At 73.3% G+C, this 19,538-nt stretch carries 17 protein-coding genes; 10 read left to right on the top strand and 7 right to left on the bottom strand.

Features of this window, described 5'->3' with window-relative positions; translation table 11 throughout:
- Nucleotide 1 precedes the first annotated feature (1 nt).
- Genes cbiQ through mshC form a run of 5 tightly spaced genes read left to right on the top strand, consistent with a single transcriptional unit; the run spans nt 2 to nt 4,074 of the window.
- Nucleotides 2-766 (top strand): cobalt ECF transporter T component CbiQ, encoded by a 765-nt coding sequence (gene cbiQ / locus IG69_RS0116235; protein ID WP_030529223.1) that lies wholly within the window; start codon nt 2-4, stop codon nt 764-766.
- Nucleotides 763-1,494: an energy-coupling factor ABC transporter ATP-binding protein gene (locus IG69_RS0116230; protein WP_030529222.1), complete on the top strand. Its 732-nt coding sequence runs from the start codon at nt 763-765 to the stop codon at nt 1,492-1,494. Before cbiQ ends, IG69_RS0116230 begins: the two co-directional genes overlap by 4 nt.
- A 10-nt stretch (nt 1,495-1,504) precedes the next feature.
- The gene (locus IG69_RS0116225) at nt 1,505-2,014 is read left to right on the top strand and encodes a DUF3090 family protein (RefSeq protein WP_030529221.1); all 510 of its coding nucleotides are present in this window, start codon (nt 1,505-1,507) and stop codon (nt 2,012-2,014) included.
- Entirely contained in the window at nt 1,992-2,795 is an 804-nt protein-coding gene (locus tag IG69_RS0116220) for an SCO1664 family protein (RefSeq protein ID WP_030529220.1), read from the top strand. Before IG69_RS0116225 ends, IG69_RS0116220 begins: the two co-directional genes overlap by 23 nt.
- Nucleotides 2,796-2,817: 22 nt before the next feature.
- On the top strand, nt 2,818-4,074 hold the full coding sequence (gene mshC / locus IG69_RS0116215) for a cysteine--1-D-myo-inosityl 2-amino-2-deoxy-alpha-D-glucopyranoside ligase (protein ID WP_030529219.1): 1,257 nt from the start codon (nt 2,818-2,820) through the stop codon (nt 4,072-4,074).
- A gap of 7 nt (nt 4,075-4,081) precedes the next feature.
- On the opposite strand, the gene IG69_RS0116210 is transcribed toward mshC, so the two are convergent.
- A complete protein-coding gene (locus tag IG69_RS0116210; RefSeq protein ID WP_030529218.1) occupies nt 4,082-4,948 on the bottom strand; it encodes a PAC2 family protein in 867 nt (288 codons plus the stop codon).
- Between the two features lie 59 nt (nt 4,949-5,007).
- Here IG69_RS0116210 and IG69_RS0116205 point away from each other — a divergent pair, with 59 nt between their 5' ends.
- Entirely contained in the window at nt 5,008-5,673 is a 666-nt protein-coding gene (locus IG69_RS0116205) for an HAD family hydrolase (protein WP_036830373.1), read from the top strand.
- Here the strand turns inward: IG69_RS0116205 and IG69_RS0116200 are convergent.
- Nucleotides 5,656-6,501 carry a RecB family exonuclease gene (locus tag IG69_RS0116200; RefSeq protein WP_030529216.1) on the bottom strand — a complete coding sequence of 282 codons (846 nt, stop codon included), beginning with the start codon at nt 6,499-6,501 and terminating at the stop codon, nt 5,656-5,658. The two genes, IG69_RS0116205 and IG69_RS0116200, sit on opposite strands and share 18 nt — an antisense overlap.
- Before the next feature lie 59 nt (nt 6,502-6,560).
- Nucleotides 6,561-10,355, bottom strand: a complete 3,795-nt coding sequence (gene metH / locus IG69_RS0116195) for a methionine synthase (RefSeq protein ID WP_030529215.1) — start codon at nt 10,353-10,355, stop codon at nt 6,561-6,563.
- A gap of 77 nt (nt 10,356-10,432) precedes the next feature.
- Here metH and IG69_RS0116190 point away from each other — a divergent pair, with 77 nt between their 5' ends.
- From IG69_RS0116190 to arc, 3 genes are read left to right on the top strand one after another with little or no spacing between them, the layout of a single operon-like run.
- The gene (locus IG69_RS0116190; RefSeq protein WP_051750650.1) at nt 10,433-11,530 is read left to right on the top strand and encodes a site-2 protease family protein; all 1,098 of its coding nucleotides are present in this window, start codon (nt 10,433-10,435) and stop codon (nt 11,528-11,530) included.
- Nucleotides 11,531-11,540: 10 nt separating this feature from the next.
- Nucleotides 11,541-12,524: a tRNA (adenine-N1)-methyltransferase gene (locus tag IG69_RS0116185; RefSeq protein WP_036830371.1), complete on the top strand. Its 984-nt coding sequence runs from the start codon at nt 11,541-11,543 to the stop codon at nt 12,522-12,524.
- A gap of 22 nt (nt 12,525-12,546) precedes the next feature.
- Nucleotides 12,547-14,295 carry a proteasome ATPase gene (gene arc / locus IG69_RS0116180; protein WP_030529212.1) on the top strand — a complete coding sequence of 583 codons (1,749 nt, stop codon included), beginning with the start codon at nt 12,547-12,549 and terminating at the stop codon, nt 14,293-14,295.
- 98 nt (nt 14,296-14,393) lie between these two features.
- On the opposite strand, the gene IG69_RS21225 is transcribed toward arc, so the two are convergent.
- The 4 genes from IG69_RS21225 to IG69_RS0116160 form a co-directional block, all read right to left on the bottom strand.
- Nucleotides 14,394-15,404, bottom strand: coding sequence for a peptidoglycan-binding protein (locus IG69_RS21225; protein ID WP_030529211.1), 1,011 nt, complete (start codon nt 15,402-15,404; stop codon nt 14,394-14,396).
- A gap of 198 nt (nt 15,405-15,602) precedes the next feature.
- Nucleotides 15,603-15,953, bottom strand: a complete 351-nt coding sequence (locus IG69_RS0116170; protein ID WP_030529210.1) for a DUF3054 domain-containing protein — start codon at nt 15,951-15,953, stop codon at nt 15,603-15,605.
- Nucleotides 15,950-16,942: a ribose-phosphate diphosphokinase gene (locus tag IG69_RS0116165; protein ID WP_030529209.1), complete on the bottom strand. Its 993-nt coding sequence runs from the start codon at nt 16,940-16,942 to the stop codon at nt 15,950-15,952. The genes IG69_RS0116170 and IG69_RS0116165 overlap by 4 nt, the downstream gene beginning before the upstream one ends.
- Nucleotides 16,943-16,946: 4 nt before the next feature.
- Nucleotides 16,947-17,930 (bottom strand): alpha/beta hydrolase, encoded by a 984-nt coding sequence (locus tag IG69_RS0116160; RefSeq protein WP_245616177.1) that lies wholly within the window; start codon nt 17,928-17,930, stop codon nt 16,947-16,949.
- Nucleotides 17,931-17,950: 20 nt separating this feature from the next.
- Between IG69_RS0116160 and dop the strand changes: the two genes are divergently transcribed.
- Nucleotides 17,951-19,501: a depupylase/deamidase Dop gene (gene dop, locus IG69_RS0116155; RefSeq protein WP_051750649.1), complete on the top strand. Its 1,551-nt coding sequence runs from the start codon at nt 17,951-17,953 to the stop codon at nt 19,499-19,501.
- Nucleotides 19,502-19,538: the final 37 nt, after the last annotated feature.

Genomic DNA, 19,538 nt, shown 5'->3' with positions numbered 1-19,538 from the left:
CGTGGGGTCCGGCCCCGGCCGGCACTTGCACGTCGAGGGCCGCTCGGTCCTCCACCGGCTGCCCGCCCACGTCAAGCTCGTCGGCCTCGTGGCGTTCGTCCTCGCCGTCGTCGCCGTGCCCTCCGAGGAGCACCCGGCTCTCGGCGCGCTGCTCGCCCTCGCCGTCGTGCTCCTGCTCACGGCGCGGGTCCCGGCCCGCCACGTGCTGCCCCGCCTCGCCGTCGAGACGCCCTTCGCGGTGTTCGCGGTCGTCCTGCCGTTCGTCGCGGTCGGCCCGCAGGTCGCCCTCGGACCGGTCACGGTGTCGCAGACCGGTCTCACCGCCGCCGTGGCGCTGCTCCTCAAGGGGACGACCGGCGTGCTGGCCGCCGTCACCTTCGCCGTCACGACCCCGCCCCGCGACCTCGTGCGGGCGCTGCAGCACCTGCGGGTGCCCGACCCGCTCGTGCTCATCGCCTCGTTCATGGTCCGCTACCTCGACGTCGTCGCCGACCAGCTGCACCGGATGAAGGTCGCCCGCCTCTCCCGGGGGTTCTCGGCCCGCTCGGTCCGCTCGTGGCCGGCGCTGGCCGCCGGCACCGGCGCGCTGTTCATCCGCAGCTACGAGCGCGGCGAGCGCGTGCACCTGGCGATGGTCAGCCGGGGCTGGAGCGGGTCGATGCCCGTCACCGCGCCCCTGACCGCCACCGGCCGCGACTGGGCCGTCGGCCTCGCACCGGCCGCGGTGGCGCTCGTCGTCGCCGTCTCGACGAGGATGGCCGGATGACCACCCCCGTCCTCGACCTCCGCGCCGTCGCGTACGCCTACCCGGGCGGCCACCAGGCGCTCTTCGGCGTCGACCTCCACGTCCACCCGGGGGAGCGGGTCGCGCTCCTCGGCCCCAACGGCGCCGGCAAGACGACCCTCGTCCTGCACCTCAATGGCGTCCTGCTGCCGGGCCACGGCTCCGTGACGGTCTCGGGCCTCCCGGTCGTCGAGGAGAACCTCCTCGAGGTGCGCCGGCGTGTGGGCATCGTGTTCCAGGACCCCGACGACCAGCTCTTCATGCCGACGGTCCGCGACGACGTCGCCTTCGGACCGGCCAACCTCGGCCTGCGCGGCGCCGAGCTCGAGGGCCGGGTCACCGAGGCGCTCGAGGCGGTCGGGGTCGGTGACCTCGCCGACCGCGCCCCGCACCACCTGAGCTTCGGCCAGCGCCGACGCGTCGCCATCGCGACCGTCCTCGCGATGCGCCCCGAGATCCTCGTCCTCGACGAGCCGTCGTCGAACCTCGACCCCGCGTCGCGGCGCGAGCTCGCCGAGATCCTCCACGGCCTCGACGTGACCATCCTCATGGTCACCCACGACCTGCCCTACGCGGTCGAGCTCTGCCCCCGGTCGGTGGTCCTCTCGGAGGGCACGATCGTGGCGGACGGGCCGACCCTCGACCTGCTCCGGGACGAGGACCTCATGGCCCGCCACCGCCTGGAGCTGCCGGCGGGGTTCTCGATCTAGGGTGGGTGCCATGCCTGCCACCGTGTTCGACCCGCCGGAGCGCTTCGTCGCCGGCACCGTGGGCCCCCCGGGCGGCCGTACCTTCTTCCTCCAGGCCCGGGGCGGGGGTCGCACCGTCTCGGTCTCGCTCGAGAAGGTGCAGGTCAACGCACTCGCCGACCGGGTCAACGACCTGCTCGACGCGCACGCCGAGGGCGCGGCCACCGAGCCGCTGGGCGAGGGCGACACCGACCCGCTCGACGCCCCCATCGAGGACGAGTTCCGGGTCGACACCCTCGCCCTCGCGTGGGACCCCGAGCGTCGTGTCCTCGTCATCGAGTGCCACGACCAGGACCCGGAGGAGACCGACGAGGACGGGCTCGAGACCCTGCGCGTCGTCCTCGACCCGGTCGCGGCGCGGGCCTTCGCCCGGCGCTGCGGCAAGGTGCTCTCCGCCGGCCGGCCCGCGTGCCCCTTCTGCGGCCAGCCCCTCGACCCCACCGGCCACATCTGCCCTCGTGCCAACGGGTACCGGCGCTGACCTCGAGGAGCTGCTGACCCACGGCGAGCTGACGCCGGTGGGCCGCATCCAGGGCTCCTCGAACGGCGCGCTCCTCTGCTTCGTCGGCGACCCGGCCGACGAGGTGCTGGCCATCCACAAGCCCGAGATGACCGAGCGCCGGCTCTGGGACTACCCGGACGGCACGCTCGTGGCCCGCGAGCGGGCGGCGTGGCTGGTCAGTGAGGCCGGCGGCTTCGACGTCGTCCCGCCGACCGTGCTGCGCGACGGTCCGCGAGGGCACGGCTCGGTGCAGCTGTGGGTCGGGTCGGTGGGGGAGGACGACACCCCGCCGCTCGTCGACGTCGTCACGCCGGGCGAGGTGCCCGACGGCTGGCTCGTCGTCCTCGAAGGGGAGTCGCCGCTCGGGGAGCCCGTCGTCGTCGCGCACTGCGGTGAACCGGCCCTGCGCACCGTGGCCGTCCTCGACGCCGCGCTCAACAACTCCGACCGCAAGGGCAGCCACGTCCTGCGCGACGGCGCCGCCGTGCGGGGCTGCGACCACGGGGTCAGCCTCGGCGTCGAGCCCAAGCTGCGGACCGTCCTGTGGGGCTGGGCCGGCGAGCCGCTGCCGGACGCCGACCTGGCCCGCCTGGAGCGCCTGGCCACCGCGCTGGGCGCCGACCTGCCCGACGCGCTCGAGCCGCTGCTGACCCCCGCGGAGGTCGACGCGCTGACCCACCGGGTCGCCATGCTGCTGCGCCGCCGGCGTCACCCTCTCCCCGCACCGGGCTGGCCCGCCATCCCGTGGCCGGCGCTCTGACCACGCCCCGTACGCTTGCCCGGTGAAGTCGTGGCCCACCCCCTTCGTCCCTGAGGTCCCCGGAGTCGGAGAGCCGCTCCGGCTGCACGACACCAGCCGAGGCGCCGTCGTCCCCGTCGGGGCCGGCGAGGTCGCCCGCATCTACGTCTGCGGCATCACGCCGTACGACGCGACCCACCTCGGGCACGCGGCCACCTACGTGACGTTCGACCTCGTCCAGCGCGCGCTGCGCGACGCCGGGCACCGGGTCGAGTACGTGCAGAACGTCACCGACGTCGACGACCCGCTGCTCGAGAGGGCGGCGCGCGACGGCCGCGACTGGCGCGAGCTCGCGACGTCCGAGATCGACCTGTTCCGCGAGGACATGACCGCCCTGTCGGTCATCCCGCCGGACGCCTACCGCGGTGTCGTCGAGTCGATGGACGAGATCCGGCTCGCGGTGCGGCGGCTGCTGGACTCCGGTGCGGCGTACCGGGTCCCGCTGCCCGAGGGCGAGGGTGACGGTAACGACGTCTACCTCGACCTCGCCCGGACGCCGGACTTCGGCGACGTCTCGCGGTGGACGCGGGAGCAGATGCTCGACGTCTTCGCCGAGCGCGGTGGCGACCCCGACCGCGAGGGCAAGCGCGACGCGCTCGACCCCCTCCTGTGGCGCGGCGCCCGCGCCGGTGAGCCCTCGTGGGAGGACGAGGTCCTCGGCAGCGGCCGTCCCGGCTGGCACATCGAGTGCACGGCCATCTCGCTCGAGCACCTCGGCCACCCCATCGACATCCAGGGCGGCGGCAGCGACCTCGTCTTCCCGCACCACGAGATGAGCGCCGTCCAGGCCGACGCGCTGACCGGCGACGACGTCTTCGCCCGCCTCTACGTCCACCAGGGCATGGTCGGCTACGAGGGCGAGAAGATGAGCAAGTCCAAGGGCAACCTCGTCCTCGTCTCGAAGCTCCGCGCCGACGGCGTCGACCCGATGGCCATCCGCCTCGTCCTGCTCGCCCAGCACTACCGGACCGACTGGGAGTACACCGACTCCCTGCTGGCGCAGGCCCAGACCCGCCTCGACCGGTGGCGCAGCGCCCTCTCGACGAACGGGGGCGCCGACCCGACGGCGACCATCGCGGCGGTGCGCGCCGCCGTCGCCGACGACCTGTCGACGCCGCGCGCTCTCGAGGCCGTCGACGCGTGGTGCGACGAGACCCTGGCCGGCGCCTCCGGCGAGGACCCCGCCGCGCCCGGGCTGCTGGCCCGGACGCTCGACGCCGTGCTAGGCGTCCGGCTCTGACGGACCCTCAGACGGGGCCGGAGGTGCCGGACTCGTCCGTGCCGCGGCGGCGCAGGTAGCGCTCGAACTCCTTGGCGATGGCGTCGCCGCTCGCCTCGGGGAGCTCGGCGGTGTCCTGCGCCTCCTCGAGGCTCTCGACGTACTCGGCGACCTCGCTGTCGGACTCGGCGAGCTCGTTGATGCCCCGCTCCCAGGCGCGGGCGTCGTCCTCGAGCTCGTCGTGCTCGATCGGGGCGTCGAAGAGCTCCTCGAGGCGCCCGACGAGCGCGAGCGTCGCCTTCGGGCTGGGGGAGTGGCCGGCGTAGTGCGGCACGGCGGCCCAGCACGACACCGACGGGATGCCGACCTGGGTCGCCGCGTCGGAGACGATGCCGACGATGCCGGTGGGCCCCTCGTAGCCGCTCACCTCCAGGCCGTGGCGGTGCCGGGTGTCCTCGTTGTCGGAGGTGGCGGTGACCGGGATCGGGCGGGTGTGGGCGACGTCGGCCATGAGGGCGCCGAGCGTGACGACCATCGAGACGTCGGCGGCCTCGGCGAGCTCCATCAGCTCGACGGCGAAGGCCCGCCAGCGGAACGACGGCTCGACGCCCTGGACGATGATGACGTCGCGGCCGAGCGAGGTGTCGCGGGCCACGAGGATGCGGGTGGTGCGCCAGCTGATGCGGCGCTTGCCGCCCTCGACGACGACCCGCGGCCGGTTGACCTGGAAGTCGTAGTAGTCCTCGGGGTCGAGGGCCGCGACGACCTCGGCGCCCCAGACGTCCGCGAGGTGCTCGAGCACGGAGCTGGCGGCCTCCCCGGCGTCGTTCCAGCCCTCAAACGCGGCGATCATCACGGGGTCGTGCAGATCGCCGATGTCCTCGAGCTCGATCACGGGGGGTCCTCCTCAGGCGGGTCAGGACTCCACCCTACGGCTCGATAGGCTCCTCGTTCATGAGCCTCCCCGCAGCGGTCCTCTGGGACATGGACGGCACCCTCGTCGACACCGAGCCGTACTGGATCGCCGCCGAGCACGCGATCGTCGAGGAGCACGGCGGGACGTGGAACGACGAGTTCGCCCACCAGCTCGTCGGCAACGACCTCATGGTCTCGGCCGAGTTCATCCGGGCCAACTCGCCGATCGACTGGGAGCCCGAGCGGATCGTCGACGAGCTGCTCGTCCGGGTCGTCGCCCAGGTCCGCGAGCACGTGCCGTGGCGGCCGGGGGCGCGCGAGCTGCTCGCCGCCCTGCGGGACGCCGGTGTGCCGAGCGCGCTGGTGACGATGTCGTGGCGCGTGCTCGCCGACGCGGTCGTCGAGGCGCTGCCGGACGGTGCGTTCGCGGTGGTCGTCACCGGCGACGAGGTGTCGCACGGCAAGCCGCACCCGGAGCCCTACCAGGCGGCGGCGCGGATGCTCGGCGTCGACCCGGCCCGCTGCGTGGCCATCGAGGACAGCCCGACGGGCGTCCGCTCGGCCGTGGCGGCCGGGGTGCCGACCCTGGCGGTCCCGCACGTCGTGCCCGTGCCCGAGACGACCGGCGCGGTGCAGGTGAGCGGCCTCGACGGGATGACCCCGCAGGGGCTCGCCGAGGCCGTCGCGTCACTCGTCGTCGGGTGACGCCTCGCCCGAGCGGGCGGGGTCGAGCGCGATGAGCCCCGCGCCCTCGGGCAGCGGCGGCGGCGTGCCGCCGAACTCGGGGCAGTACTCGTGGAAGTCGCACCAGTCGCACAGCCGCGAGGTGCGCGGGCGCCAGTCGCCGGTCTGCGCGGCCCGCACGACGGCGTCCCAGATCGCGCGGACGTTGCGCTCGATGGCGCGCAGGTCGCGCTCGTCCGGGACGTAGCGGACGACCTCGCCGTTGCCGAGGTAGACCAGCTGGAGCATCGTGGGGACCTCGCCGTGGATGCGCCACAGCACGAGGGCGTAGAACTTCATCTGGAAGAGGGCCTTGGCCTCGAAGAGCTCGCCGGGGGAGCGGCCGGTCTTGTAGTCGACGACCCGCATCGCACCGTCGGGGGCGACGTCGAGCCGGTCGACGTAGCCGCGCAGCGTCAGGCCCTCGATCTCGGTCTCGACGTACAGCTCGCGGGCGGCCGGCTCGAGCCGGGTCGGGTCCTCGAGGTCGAACCACTGCTCGACGAGGGTGCGCGCGCCGGCGAACCAGGCCTCCTCGGTCAGCTGCTCGTCGTCCTCGATCATCGCGGCGAGCTCGGGGCGCTCCTCGACGAGGGCGCGCCAGCGGGGCTCGAGCAGGGCGGTGGCGGCCGCGGGGGTGCGCTCGTCGGCCGGCAGCTCGAAGAGGTGCTCGAGCACGGCGTGGACGAGGGTGCCGCGCGCGGCGGCGGGGGAGGGCGGGCCCTGCAGCTTGTCGATCGTGCGGAAGCGGAACAGCAGCGGGCACTGCTTGAAGTCCGCGGCGCGGCTCGGCGAGAGGGCGGGGGTCATGGGGCCCACGGTAGGCGCCGGCCCCGACACCGCCGAGCCGCCACCCCGGCGACCGGGCCTCAGTCCTCCGGGGTGTAGCCGAGGTTCGGGCCGAGCCAGCGCTCGGCGGTGCGCAGGTCCCAGCCCTTGCGGGCCGCGTAGTCCTCGACCTGGTCGCGCCCGAGCCGCCCGACGACGAAGTACTGGCTCTCCGGGTGGGCGAAGTACCAGCCGGACACCGACGCGCCCGGCCACATGGCCATCGACTCCGTCAGCCGCACCCCGGTGCGCTCCTCACCGCCGAGGAGCGCCATGAGGGTCGTCTTCTCCGTGTGGTCGGGGCACGCCGGGTAGCCCGGCGCGGGTCGGATGCCGCGGTACTTCTCCGCGACGAGCGAGGCGTTGTCGAGGCGTTCGTCGGCCGCGTACCCCCAGAGGTCCGTGCGGACCCGCTGGTGCAGCCGCTCCGCGAACGCCTCGGCGAGCCGGTCGGCGAGGGCCTCGAGCATGATCGCCGAGTAGTCGTCGAGCTCGTCCTTGAACGCCTGGAGCCGGTCCTCGAGGCCGAGGCCGGCCGTCACCGAGAACGCGCCGACGTGGTCGCGCAGGCCCGTCTCCTTCGGCGCGACGAAGTCGGAGAGGCACTTGTTGGCGACGCCCTCGCGGTGCCGCCCCTGCTGGCGCAGCCCGTGGAGGGTCGTGAGCACGCTCGTGCGCTCCTCGTCGGCGTACACCTCGAGGTCGTCCCCGACGGAGCTCGCCGGGAACATCCCGACGACGCCGCGCGGGTGCAGCCAGTGCTCCCGCTCGATGCGGTCGAGCATCCGCTGCGCGTCGTCGAAGAGCTTGCGCGCGACCTCGGACGTCGTGGGGTTGTTGAGGACGTCGGGGTAGCGCCCGCGCACCTCCCAGGCGAGGAAGAACGGCGTCCAGTCGATGTACTCGCGCAGGTCCGCGACCGGGTAGTCCTCCCAGACGCGGGTGAACTGGTGCGCGGCGCGCCGCCAGCGGCTGTCCTTCGGCGCCGACCAGCGGTCGCCCTCCTGCTGCGCGAGCAGGTGCGGGCGCATCGGACGGTACGAGGACCAGTCCAGCGCAGGGGCGTTCGCGCGGGCGGTGGCGAGGTCGGCCAGCGGGCGCTCACCGGACTTCGCGGCGTGACGGCGACGCAGCTCGGCGTACTCCTGGGCCACACCGTCGACGAGGGGGCCGCGCTGGGCGTCCGAGAGCAGCTGGCTGACGACGGGCACCGACCGGCTCGCGTCCTTGACCCAGACGACCGGACCGGAGTAGCGCTGGTCGACCTTGACGGCCGTGTGCGCCTTCGAGGTCGTCGCCCCACCGAGCAGCAGCGGCAGGTCGAGGCCCTGGCGCTCCATCTCGGTGGCCACCTGGACCATCTCGTCGAGGCTGGGCGTGATGAGCCCGGACAGGCCGATGACGTCGGCCTTCTCCTCGCGCGCGGTGTCGATGATCTTCTGCAGCGGGACCATGACGCCGAGGTCGACGACGTCGTAGTTGTTGCACTGGAGGACGACACCGACGATGTTCTTGCCGATGTCGTGCACGTCGCCCTTGACCGTGGCCATGACGACCTTGCCCTTGCTCTTCTGTCGGGCGGCCTCGTCCTTCTCGGCCTCGATGTACGGCACGAGGTGCGCGACGGCCTTCTTCATGACGCGGGCGGACTTGACCACTTGGGGGAGGAACATCTTGCCGTCGCCGAAGAGGTCGCCGACGACGTTCATCCCGTCCATGAGCGGGCCCTCGATGACCTCGAGCGGGCGGCCGCCGGCCTCGGCGATCTCGAGGCGCAGCGCCTCGGTGTCGTCGATGACGTGGTCGTCGATGCCCTTGACGAGCGCGTGGGTGATCCGCTCGCGCAGCGGCAGCTCACGCCACTCCTCGGCGGCGGCCTCGGCGGCCTGCCCGTCGGAGCGGAACTCCTCGGCGAGCTCGAGCAGCCGCTCGGTCGCCTCCTGCGGGTCCTCGCGCCGGTTGAGCACGACGTCCTCGATGGCGTCGCGCAGGCGCGGGTCGAGCGTGTCGTAGGGCACGAGGGCGCCGGCGTTGACGATGCCCATATCCATCCCCGCGTGGATCGCGTGGTAGAGGAACACGGCGTGGATGGCCTCGCGGACGGCGTTGTTGCCGCGGAAGCTGAACGAGACGTTCGAGACACCGCCGGAGACGAGGGCGTGGGGGAGGTTCTCGGAGATCCAGCGGGTGGCCTCGATGAAGTCGGTGCCGTAGGCGGCGTGCTCCTCGATGCCGGTGGCGACCGCGAAGACGTTGGGGTCGAAGATGATGTCCTCGGCCGGGAAGCCGACCTCCTCGGTCAGCAGCCGGTAGGCGCGCCCGCAGATCTCCTGGCGGCGCTCGAGGCTGTCGGCCTGGCCTTCCTCGTCGAAGGCCATGACCACGACGGCGGCCCCGTGCTTGCGCGCGAGCCGGGCGTGCGCGAGGAAGGGCTCGACGCCCTCCTTCATCGAGATCGAGTTGATGATCGCCTTGCCCTGGGTGACCTTGAGGCCCGCCTCGATGACGTCCCACTTGCTCGAGTCGACCATGACCGGGACGCGGCAGATGTCCGGCTCGGAGGCGATGAGCTTGAGGAAGCGGTCCATCGCCGCGACGCCGTCGATCATCCCCTCGTCCATGTTGACGTCGATGACCTGCGCGCCGGACTCGACCTGCTGGCGGGCCACCGAGAGCGCGGTCGGGTAGTCCTCCTCGCGGATCAGCCGGCGGAAGCGGGCCGAGCCCGTGATGTTCGTGCGCTCGCCGATGTTGACGAAGAGGCTGTCGTCGGCGACGACGAGGGGCTCCAGGCCCGAGAGCCGCAGCGCCGGCGCGACCTCGGCGGGCTCGCGCGGCGTGCCGTCCGCGGCGGCCGCCGCGATGGCGGCGATGTGCCCGGGCGTCGTGCCGCAGCAGCCGCCGACGATGTTGACCAGGCCGGCGGAGGCGAACTCGCCGACGACCTCGGCCATCGCCTCGGGCCCCTCGTCGTACTCGCCGAAGGCGTTGGGCAGGCCGGCGTTCGGGTGGGCGGAGACGAAGCAGTCGGCGATCCGCGACAGCTCGGCGACGTAGGGCCGCAGGTCGCTCGCGCCGAGCGCGCAGTTGAGGCCGATGGCGAGCGGGCGGGCGTGGCGCACCGAGTACCAGAAGGCCTCGGTGACCTGCCCGGACAGCGTCCGGCCCGAGGCGTCGGTGATCGTCCCCGAGATCATGACCGGCCAGCGGCGGTCGTGCTCCTCGAAGAGGGTCTCGAGGGCGAAGATCGCCGCCTTGGCGTTGAGCGTGTCGAAGATCGTCTCGACGAGCAGCACGTCGGCGCCGCCGTCGACGAGGCCGCGGGCCTGCTCGAGGTAGGCCTCGGCGAGCTCGTCGAAGCTCGTGTTGCGCGCGCCGGGGTCGTTGACGTCGGGCGAGATGGAGGCGGTGCGGTTCGTCGGCCCGAGGGTGCCGAGGACCCAGCGCGGACGGCCGCTGCGCTCCTCGACCGCGTCGCACGCGGCCCGGGCCAGGGTCGCGGCCGCGACGTTCATCTCGTACGCGAGCTCGGACATCCCGTAGTCGGCGAGGGAGATCCGCTGCGCGTTGAAGGTGTTGGTCTCGACGAGGTCGGCGCCGGCGTCGAGGTAGGCCTCGTGGATCTCGCGGATGACGTCCGGCTGGGTCAGCGACAGCAGGTCGTTGTTGCCCCGCAGGTCGCTCGGGTGGTCGGCGAACCGGTCTCCGCGGTAGTCGGACTCGGACAGCTGGCGGGCCTGGATCATCGTGCCCATCGCGCCGTCGAGGACGAGGACCCGCTCACGGAGTGCACTGGTCAGGGCGTCGGTGGCATCGGGTCGGTGCTGGGCGCTCACGGGGCTGCTCGTGGTCCTCTCGGGACGTCGTCGGGGAGGACATCAGTATGCCGTCCGGCTCGCGTAGGGTCGGCGGCATGTCCACCTCGCCCCCGGCCCCGGCGGGATCCGTGCGGCTGGGCCGGGTCGCGACGGTCCCCGTCTACCTCGACCGGACCTGGCTCATCCTCGCCGTCCTCGTGGCGTTCCAGGGCTACCGGGCCGGCTCGGTCAACGGGCCCACCTACGGCGTCGCCTACGCCGCCTGGCTCGTCGTGTCGATCCTCGTCGCCGTCCTCGGGCACGAGGTCGGGCACGCCCTCTCGGCCCGGCGCCTCGGCTTCCACGTGCACCAGGTGGTCGCCACCGTCTGGGGCGGGCACACCTCGTACGACGCCACCGGCGCCACCCCGGGGCGCACCGCCGTCGTCGCGCTCGCCGGGCCCTTCGTCAACGCCGTGCTCGCCGCCGTCGGCCTCGGGGTCGGCTGGTCGCAGGACGGCGACGTCGGCCAGTTCGCGTGGTCCTTCGGCCTGCTCAACGCCCTCCTCGCGGTGTTCAACCTCCTGCCCGGGCTGCCGCTCGACGGTGGCGCCGCCCTCCAGTCGCTCGTCTGGGCGGTGACCGGCCGCCGCGACCTCGGGCTGCTCGTCGCCGGGTGGATCGGACGGCTCGTCGCCGTCGGCATCGTCGTCTGGTTCCTCGTCCTGCCGCTGCTGCGCGGAGACACCCCGCAGCTGTTCGACCTGCTCATCGGCCTGGTCATGGCGTGGGTGCTGTGGAGCGGCGCGACGGCCGGGCTGCACCGCGCCGAGGTCGAGCGGCTCTTCGACACCGTCCGGGTCGGGGACGCCGCGGCGGCCGTCACCGTCCTGCCGCCCGAGACCCCGCTGGCCGTCGCGCGCGAGCACCCCGCCTACGTCCTCGTCGCCGACGACACCGGCCGCCCGACCCTCCTGCTGCGGCGGGTGCCCCTGGACGCGCCTGCGACGACCCCGGTCGGGGCCCTCGTCGAGCGCCTGCCCGACGCCAACGTCCTCGAGGCCGAGCCGGGCGACGAGCTCGGCCGGCCGCTGCGGGCGATGGCCGAGTCGGGGGTCGAGGTCGTCGTCCTCACGCGGGGCGGGGCGCCGTGGGGCCTGCTCGTGCCCGCCGGCATCGACGCCGCTGCCGGACGCACCCGACGCCGCACCTAGACTCCCCGCCATGAGTGCCACCGGAGCCGAGCACCGCCGCGGCCCCTTCGCCGAGGGCGACCGCGTCCAGCTGACCGACCCCCGGGGCCGGCTGCACACGATCACCCTCGCCCCCGGGAAGCAGTTCCACACCCACCGCGGCCACCTGAGCCACGACGACCTCATCGGGGCGCCCGACGGCTCGACGGTGACCAACACCGCCGGCGTCCAGTACCTCGCCCTGCGGCCGCTCCTCGCCGACTGGGTCATGTCGATGCCCCGCGGCGCCGCCGTCGTCTACCCCAAGGACGCCGGCCAGATCGTCATGATGGCCGACGTCTTCCCCGGCGCGACGGTCGTCGAGGCGGGCGTCGGGTCCGGCGCGCTCTCGATGTCGCTGCTGCGCGCGGTGGGGGAGCACGGGCGGCTGCTGTCCTTCGAGCGGCGCGAGGACTTCGCGGACATCGCCCGGGGCAACGCCCGCGAGTTCTTCGGCGGTGACCACCCCGCGTGGACGGTGACCGTCGGCGACCTCGTCGAGTCGCTGCCCGAGGCCGTCGAGCCCGGCACCGTCGACCGCGTCGTCCTGGACATGCTGGCCCCCTGGGAGTGCCTCGACGCCGTCTCCGAGGCGCTGGCGCCCGGCGGCGTCCTCATCTGCTACGTCGCCACTGCGACCCAGCTCTCCAAGGTCGCCGAGGCGATGCGCGACCACGGCACGTACACCGAGCCGCAGGCGTGGGAGTCCCTCGTGCGCGGCTGGCACCTGGAGGGCCTCGCCGTCCGCCCCCAGCACCGGATGCACGGGCACACCGGCTTCCTCGTGACGACCCGCCGCCTCGCCCCCGGCACCACCCCGCCGCTGCGCAAGCGCCGGCCCGGGAAGGGCTACGTCACGAGCGAGGAGGCGACCGAGGCCGACTGGACCCCCGAGAACGTCGGCGAGCGGGTGCCCTCGGACAAGAAGGTTCGCAAGGTGCGGCGTTCGGTGGCCGGAACCTCCGGCTCACCCTGATCCGCCGGGGTTAGGCTCGGGTATGAGCACCGACGAGCCCCGTGGACCCGAGGACACGACCGAGCGCCTGGAGGCCGAGCGCGCGTCCCTCGAGGCCGAGCTCGCGGCGATGCGCCGGTCGGGCGAGGCCAGCCCGGCCCAGCTGCGCTCGCTCGAGCGCGACCTGGCCAAGGTCCGCTCCCAGGCCGCCACCCTCTCGGCGCAGAACGAGCGCCTCGTGCGCACCCTCCGGGACGCCCGCGAGCAGATCGTCACCCTGAAGTCGGAGGTCGACCGGCTCGCGCAGCCGCCCGCCGCGTACGGCACGGTGCTCGAGCTCTTCGACGACGGCACCGCCGACATCCTCACGAGCGGCCGCAAGATGCACGTGGCGGTCAGCCCGTCGATCGACGCCGGCGACCTGCGGCCCGGCCGCGAGGTGATGCTCAACGAGGCGATGAACGTCGTCGCGGCGCACGGCTTCGAGACCGTCGGCGAGGTCGTCCTGTGCAAGGAGGTGCTCGAGGGCGGGCGCGTCCTCGTCGTCGCGCAGGCGGACGAGGAGCGGGTCTGCCGGATGGCGGCCTCCCTCGACGACGTCACGGTCCGGGCCGGCGACGCGCTGCTGCTCGAGTCGCGCTCCGGGTTCGTCTACGAGCGCATCCCCAAGGCCGAGGTCGCCGATCTCGTCCTCGAGGAGGTCCCGGACATCGGCTACCGCGACATCGGCGGGCTCGGCCGGCAGATCGAGGCCATCCGCGACGCCGTGGAGCTGCCCTACCTGCACGCCGACCTCTACACCGAGCACCAGCTCAAGCCGCCGAAGGGCGTCCTGCTCTACGGCCCGCCCGGTTGCGGCAAGACGATGATCGCCAAGGCGGTCGCGGCGAGCCTGGCCCGCAAGGTCGCCGAGAAGGAGGGGCGCGAGCCCGGCAAGTCCTTCTTCCTCAACATCAAGGGCCCCGAGCTGCTCAACAAGTACGTCGGCGAGACCGAGCGGCACATCCGCCTCATCTTCCAGCGGGCGCGCGAGAAGTCGAACGAGGGCTTCCCGGTCGTCGTGTTCTTCGACGAGATGGAGTCGCTCTTCCGCACCCGCGGCTCGGGTGTCTCCTCCGACGTCGAGACGACGATCGTCCCGCAGCTGCTCGCCGAGATCGACGGCGTCGAGGGCCTCGATCACGTCATCGTCATCGGCGCCTCGAACCGTGAGGACATGATCGACCCGGCGATCCTGCGTCCCGGCCGCCTCGACGTGAAGATCAAGATCGAGCGCCCGGACGCCGAGGCCGCCCGCGACATCTTCGCGAAGTACCTGACGGTCGGCCTGCCGCTGCACGCCGACGACGTCGCCCAGAACGGCGGGTCGGACGACGCCACCGTCCAGGCGATGATCGACGCGGTCGTTTTGCGCATGTACTCCGAGGAGGAGGAGAACCGCTTCCTCGAGGTCACCTACGCCGGCGGCGACAAGGAGGTCCTCTACTTCAAGGACTTCAACTCCGGCGCGATGATCCAGAACATCGTCGACCGCGCGAAGAAGATGGCCATCAAGGACCTCCTCGACACCGGCCAGCGCGGCCTGCGGGTCGACCACCTGCTCCAGTCGTGCACCGACGAGTTCCGCGAGAACGAGGACCTGCCGAACACGACGAACCCGGACGACTGGGCGCGCATCTCGGGCAAGAAGGGCGAGCGGATCGTCTACATCCGCACGCTCATCAAGACCAAGGAGGGCACCGAGCCCGGCAAGTCCATCAGCACCGTCGCCAACACCGGCCAGTACCTCTGACCCCACCCGCCTCACCTTTTCGGGGTCACCCCGAAATGTCCACGAGACCCCGGCTCGGAGCCGGGGTCTCGTGGACGAAGTCCTGTGTCGGAGGCCGGTCAGGCCTCCAGCGCCTGCCAGGTGTCGGAGCCGACGACGCCGTCGACGACGAGGCTGCGCGAGGACTGGAAGGACCGCACGGCCGAGTCCGTGCCCGAGCCGAAGACGCCGTCGACCGACGCCGCGAAGCCCTTGGCGGACAGGCACGTCTGCACCGCACGCACGGCGTCCCCGGACGAGCCGGACCGGACGGTGACGACGAGCGCCGTCCACGTGGTGGTGCCGACGATGCCGTCGGCGGTGAGGCCGCGCGATGACTGGAAGGACCGGACGGCCGAGTCCGTGCCGGAGCCGAAGACGCCGTCGACCGACAGCGACTGCCCGCGCGCCCGCAGCAGGTACTGCGCGGTCGTGACGCGGAAGCCGCTGCTGCCGCTGCGCACCGTCGTCCAGCTGATCGGCTCGGGGTCCGGGGTGCCGCCCCCGCCACCGAGGGACGCCGCGAGGGACGAGAGGCGCGAGTCGCCCGGCGGCACGTTGATCTCGAAGTGCATCTCGTCCTTGCGGCCCGAGTAGTCGCCGCCCCACCGGACGACGCCGTTGCAGCGGGTGATGATCGTGCGGATCGCCGAGACCTGCGCCGAGGTGAACGTGCCCGACGCGCCGAGGGGATGGTCCGGGGCGTTGACGTCGATCGCCGTGCCGCTGGAGTGGTTGGACAAGGTCGTGCTGCCGGAGATCTCGCGGTAGCTGTGGCCCCAGCACCCGGGGGAGTAGAGGGCCTCGACGGTCGAGTTCACCTGCTGCGCGACGTAGCGCAGGACGGTGTACACGTCACCGGTCCGCACACCCGCCGGGAAGGTCGCGGCCCCGACGGCGAGGGAGGTCAGCGGCACCTGGCTCGAGGTGCCGGCGGGCCAGCCGTTCTGCGACGTCGCCGCGAACGCGCCCTCGGCGGTGGCGGCCACGGCGCCGCCCGCGACGAGCAGCCCGCCCGCTCCGCGCAGGAGGGCCCGCCGGCCGAGCGGACGGAGTCGGGCGGGGACGGTGACGTCGTGCTGGTCGCACATCGGGGGCTCCTCGTGGGGGTGCGTGGGGGTGGGCACGGACCCGCCGACGCTACGAAAAGGCATGGAGCGGGGCCAGCCGAGGCGCCCGCGGACCACCGCAGGCGCCCCACGCGGGAAGCACGAAACCGCAGGTCAGGGCGCGTGGGTAAAAGTTGCGCCTACGTTCGGCAGGCACCGGTCAAGCTGGGCAGGGGCGCCTCAGGAGGGCAGCAGCCGGGCGACGAGGCGCCAGCCGACGAGGAAGACCGTCAGCACGGTCGTCGCGACGACGACGAACGAGACCGCGACGCCCTGCGCGGCCACGGCCCGCAGGGCCATCCCGACCGCCACGGTCGCGACGACGACGACCGCCCCGAACGCGACGCTGCGCGGGCCGGAGTCCAGGACGATGCTCGCGAGCAGCCAGCCGGCCGCCGTGCCGACGAGGAACGGCAGCGCCGTGCGCGCGATGCCGCCGAGGTCGAGCCCCTCGGCGTGCGAGCGCCGGCCGACGGCGGCGAAGACGACGACGAGCACGACGTCGAGCAGCGCCGGGACGAGCCGGCTCATCCGCGCACCTTGTCGAAGAGCGAGCGCTGGCGCGGCGGGGCGTGCATCGGGTCGACCCCGTCGAAGAGGCTCGAGACCGACTCGCCCTCGTGGATGCGCTTGATGGCCTCCGCGAAGAGGCCGGCGACGGAGCGGACGCGCAGTGCCGGCCAGTCCTGCGGGGCGGGCACGGTGTCGGTGGTCACGACCTCGCGGATCATCGGGTGCGCGGAGAGCCGCTCGACCGCCCGGCCGGCGAACAGCCCGTGGGTGCAGGCGACCGAGGCCTCGGTCACCCCGCGCTCGGCGAGGCGGTCCAGCAGCTCGACGATGCTGCCGCCGGTCGCGATCTCGTCGTCGAGGACGATCGCGCGCTTGCCGACGACGTCGCCGACGATCGAGTCGATGACGACCCGGTCGTCGCCGAGGCGCTTCTTGGACCCCGCCGCGACCGGCAGCCCGAGGAGCCGGGCGAACTGGGTCGCGTCCTTGGCGTTGCCGAGGTCGGGGGAGACGACGACGGTGTCGTCGAGGTCCTGGTCGACGAAGTGGTTTGCCAGCTCGCCGAGCGCGGTGAGGTGGTCGACCGGGACGGAGAAGAAGCCGTGGACCTGCGGGGCGTGGAGGTTCATCGTGATGACCCGGTCGACGCCCGCGGTCGCGATGAGGTCGGCGACGAGCCGGCCGCCGAGCGAGATGCGCGAGGCGTCCTTCTTGTCCGAGCGGGCGTACGCGAAGTGCGGGATGACCGCGGTGACCATCGCCGCGGAGGCACCCCGGGCGGCGTCGACCATGAGGAGGAGCTCCATGAGGGAGTCCTGCGTCGGCGGCACGAGCGGCTGGACGATGTAGACGTCGCGCTGGCGGCAGTTGGCGAGCAGCTGGGCTTGGAGGCAGTCGTTGCTGAACCGCGCCGTCACCGACTCCGAGAGCGGCACCCCGAGCCCGTCGCAGATGCGGTGCGCGAGGTCGCGGTGCGCCGAACCGGAGAAGACGACGATCTCGCGCATGGCGTCAGGCTATCGGCCGCGAGAGCGCACGGGACAGCTCGGTGACGAGCTCGACGCGCTGCATCCGCCCGACCCGCGTCGCCCCGGGGAAGGTGGCGAAACCGTGCGGCACGCCGAGGTAGTTGGTGAGGCGCACCGGCACCCCGGCCTCCTCGAGCGCCGCGGCGTAGCGCGACCCGTCGTCGCGGATGGGGTCGCGGTCGGCGGTCTGGACCAGCGCCGGCGGCAGGCCGGCGAGGCCGCCCCAGAGCGGCGACACGAGCGGGTCCTTCGCGTCGGCGCCGGGCGGGAGGTAGTGGTCGCGGAAGGCGTCGACGGCCGCGCGGTCGAGGACCGGCGCGTTGGCGTTGGTGACGAGCGAGGGGGAGGCCATCGTCAGGTCCGTCGCGGGGTAGAGCAGGGCCTGGTGGCGCAGGTTCGTCATCCCGTGGTCGCGCAGCACCTGGGCGACGACGGCCGCGAGGTTGCCACCGGCCGAGTCGCCGGCGACCGCCATCCGGGAGGTGTCGGCGCGCAGGACGTCGCCGTTGGCCGCGACCCACGTCGTCGCGTCGACGCAGTCGAGGGCCGCCCGCGGGGCCCGGTGCTCCGGCGCCATCCGGTAGTCGACCGAGACGACGACGGCCCCGACCTGCCCCGCGACGAGCGTGCAGAGGGAGTCGTAGTCGACGACGTTGCCCCAGACCCAGCCGCCGCCGTGGAACCACATGACGACCGGCACGTCGTCGCGCGCGTCGGGCAGCGCCCGCGGCCGGTAGATGCGCAGCGGGATCTCGTGCTCGTCGCGGGCCGGAGCCGTCCCGTAGGTGATGCCGACGGCCGGGTCGACCCGTCCGAGGACGCGGTCGACGAGCGCACCGCGCGGCCGGGGCGTGGCCCGCGCCTTCTGGATGGCGGCGAGGTCGGCGGTCGCGATCTGCGAGCGTCCGAGGTCGGCCACCAGCGAGACGAGCGTGGTCAGCGGGGGCATCCCGCGGTAGTCGTGCACGGGCTCAGTATGGTCGGCACATGACCGTGCGCCGGGTGATGGGGATCGAGACCGAGTACGGGATCGTCGTCCCGGGGGACCCGCAGGCCAACCCGATGGTCGCCTCGGGCGACGTCGTGACGGCGTACGCGACCTCGCGCGGCATCCGGCCGGCCCGGGCCAGCTGGGACTACGCCGACGAGGCGCCGCTGCGCGACGCCCGCGGCTTCGACATGGGGCGGGGCACGGCGCACCCGAGCCAGCTGACCGACGTCGAGGACCCGACCCTCGCCAACGTCGTCCTGACCAACGGGGCCCGGCTCTACGTCGACCACGCCCACCCGGAGTACAGCTCGCCGGAGGTGACGACCCCGCGGGCCGCCGTCGCGTGGGACCGGGCCGGCGAGCTCGTGATGCGCGATGCGGTCGAGCGCCTGGCCACGGTCCCGCCCGGGGTCAACCTCTACAAGAACAACACCGACGGCAAGGGCGCCTCGTACGGCACCCACGAGAACTACCTCATGTCGCGCGCCACGCCGTTCGCGTCGGTCGTCACCCACCTCACGCCGTTCTTCGTCGCCCGCCAGGTGATGTGCGGCAGCGGGCGGGTCGGCATCGGGGTCGACTCGCGGACCCCGGGCTACCAGATCGCCCAGCGCAGCGACTTCTTCGAGGTCGAGGTCGGCCTCGAGACCACCCTCAAGCGGCCGATCATCAACACCCGCGACGAGCCGCACGCCGTCGCCGACCGCTACCGCCGCCTCCACGTGATCATCGGCGACGCCAACCACGCCGACGTCGCGAACCTCCTGAAGATGGGGACGACCTCGCTGGTCCTCGCGATGATCGAGGCCGACGCGCTCGTGCCCGACCTCGGTGTGCGCCGCCCGGTCGCGACCCTCCACGAGATCTCGCACGACCCCACGCTGCGCCAGCGCCTCGAGCTGCTCGACGGCCGGAAGATGACCGCGCTCGAGCTGCTCTGGGAGTACCACGACCGCGCCGCCGCCTTCGTGGAGGAGCGCTCCGCGGGCGAGCCGGACGCCGACACCGCCGAGGTCATGCACTGGTGGGGCACCGTCCTCGACAAGCTGGGCCGCGACCCGATGGAGGCGCGCCGCGAGGTCGACTGGGTCGCCAAGCTCGCCGTGCTCGAGGGCTACCGGGAGCGCGACGGCATCGGCTGGGGGGACCCGCGCCTCAAGGCCGTCGACCTCCAGTGGTCCGACGTGCGGGCCGAGCGCGGCCTCGCGCACCGGCTCGTCGCAGGCGGGCGGCTCGAGGTCCTCGTCGACGAGGCCGAGGTCGTCCGCGCCGTCACCGAGCCCCCGGCCGACACGCGCGCGTGGTTCCGCGGCACCTGCCTGCGGCGCTTCCCGGAGTCGGTCGTCGCGGCGTCGTGGGACTCCGTGATCTTCGACGTCGCCGGGCAGCGGATGCTCCAGCGCGTGCCGATGCTCGAGCCGCTGCGGGGCACCGAGGCCGGTGTCGGCGACATCGTCCGCAACGCCCCGGACGCGGCCTCGCTCCTGCGCGCGCTCGCCACCGCCGACGAGCGGGGTGACCGAGGTGCGGACGCCGACGCGCCCTGACGTCGGCGAACCCGGGTCTGCGACTAGGCTCGGGGAC

It is taken from the genome of Phycicoccus jejuensis, from assembly GCF_000720925.1.
Taxonomy (GTDB): domain Bacteria; phylum Actinomycetota; class Actinomycetes; order Actinomycetales; family Dermatophilaceae; genus Phycicoccus; species Phycicoccus jejuensis.
Note: the sequence above shows the minus strand (reverse complement) of the source record. Positions and strands in the feature narration are given on the sequence as shown.

Excerpts from the sequence above, each read along its gene's own strand:
- IG69_RS21225 (WP_030529211.1), bottom strand. The coding sequence starts at position 15,404 with ATGTGCGACCAGCACGACGTCACCGTCCCCGCCCGACTCCGTCCGCTC.
- IG69_RS0116225 (WP_030529221.1), top strand. The coding sequence starts at position 1,505 with ATGCCTGCCACCGTGTTCGACCCGCCGGAGCGCTTCGTCGCCGGCACC.
- IG69_RS0116165 (WP_030529209.1), bottom strand. The coding sequence starts at position 16,942 with ATGCGCGAGATCGTCGTCTTCTCCGGTTCGGCGCACCGCGACCTCGCG.
- arc (WP_030529212.1), top strand. The coding sequence starts at position 12,547 with ATGAGCACCGACGAGCCCCGTGGACCCGAGGACACGACCGAGCGCCTG.
- IG69_RS0116190 (WP_051750650.1), top strand. The coding sequence starts at position 10,433 with ATGTCCACCTCGCCCCCGGCCCCGGCGGGATCCGTGCGGCTGGGCCGG.
- IG69_RS0116170 (WP_030529210.1), bottom strand. The coding sequence starts at position 15,953 with ATGAGCCGGCTCGTCCCGGCGCTGCTCGACGTCGTGCTCGTCGTCGTC.
- dop (WP_051750649.1), top strand. The coding sequence starts at position 17,951 with ATGACCGTGCGCCGGGTGATGGGGATCGAGACCGAGTACGGGATCGTC.
- IG69_RS0116185 (WP_036830371.1), top strand. The coding sequence starts at position 11,541 with ATGAGTGCCACCGGAGCCGAGCACCGCCGCGGCCCCTTCGCCGAGGGC.
- IG69_RS0116230 (WP_030529222.1), top strand. The coding sequence starts at position 763 with ATGACCACCCCCGTCCTCGACCTCCGCGCCGTCGCGTACGCCTACCCG.
- IG69_RS0116205 (WP_036830373.1), top strand. The coding sequence starts at position 5,008 with ATGAGCCTCCCCGCAGCGGTCCTCTGGGACATGGACGGCACCCTCGTC.
- IG69_RS0116200 (WP_030529216.1), bottom strand. The coding sequence starts at position 6,501 with ATGACCCCCGCCCTCTCGCCGAGCCGCGCCGCGGACTTCAAGCAGTGC.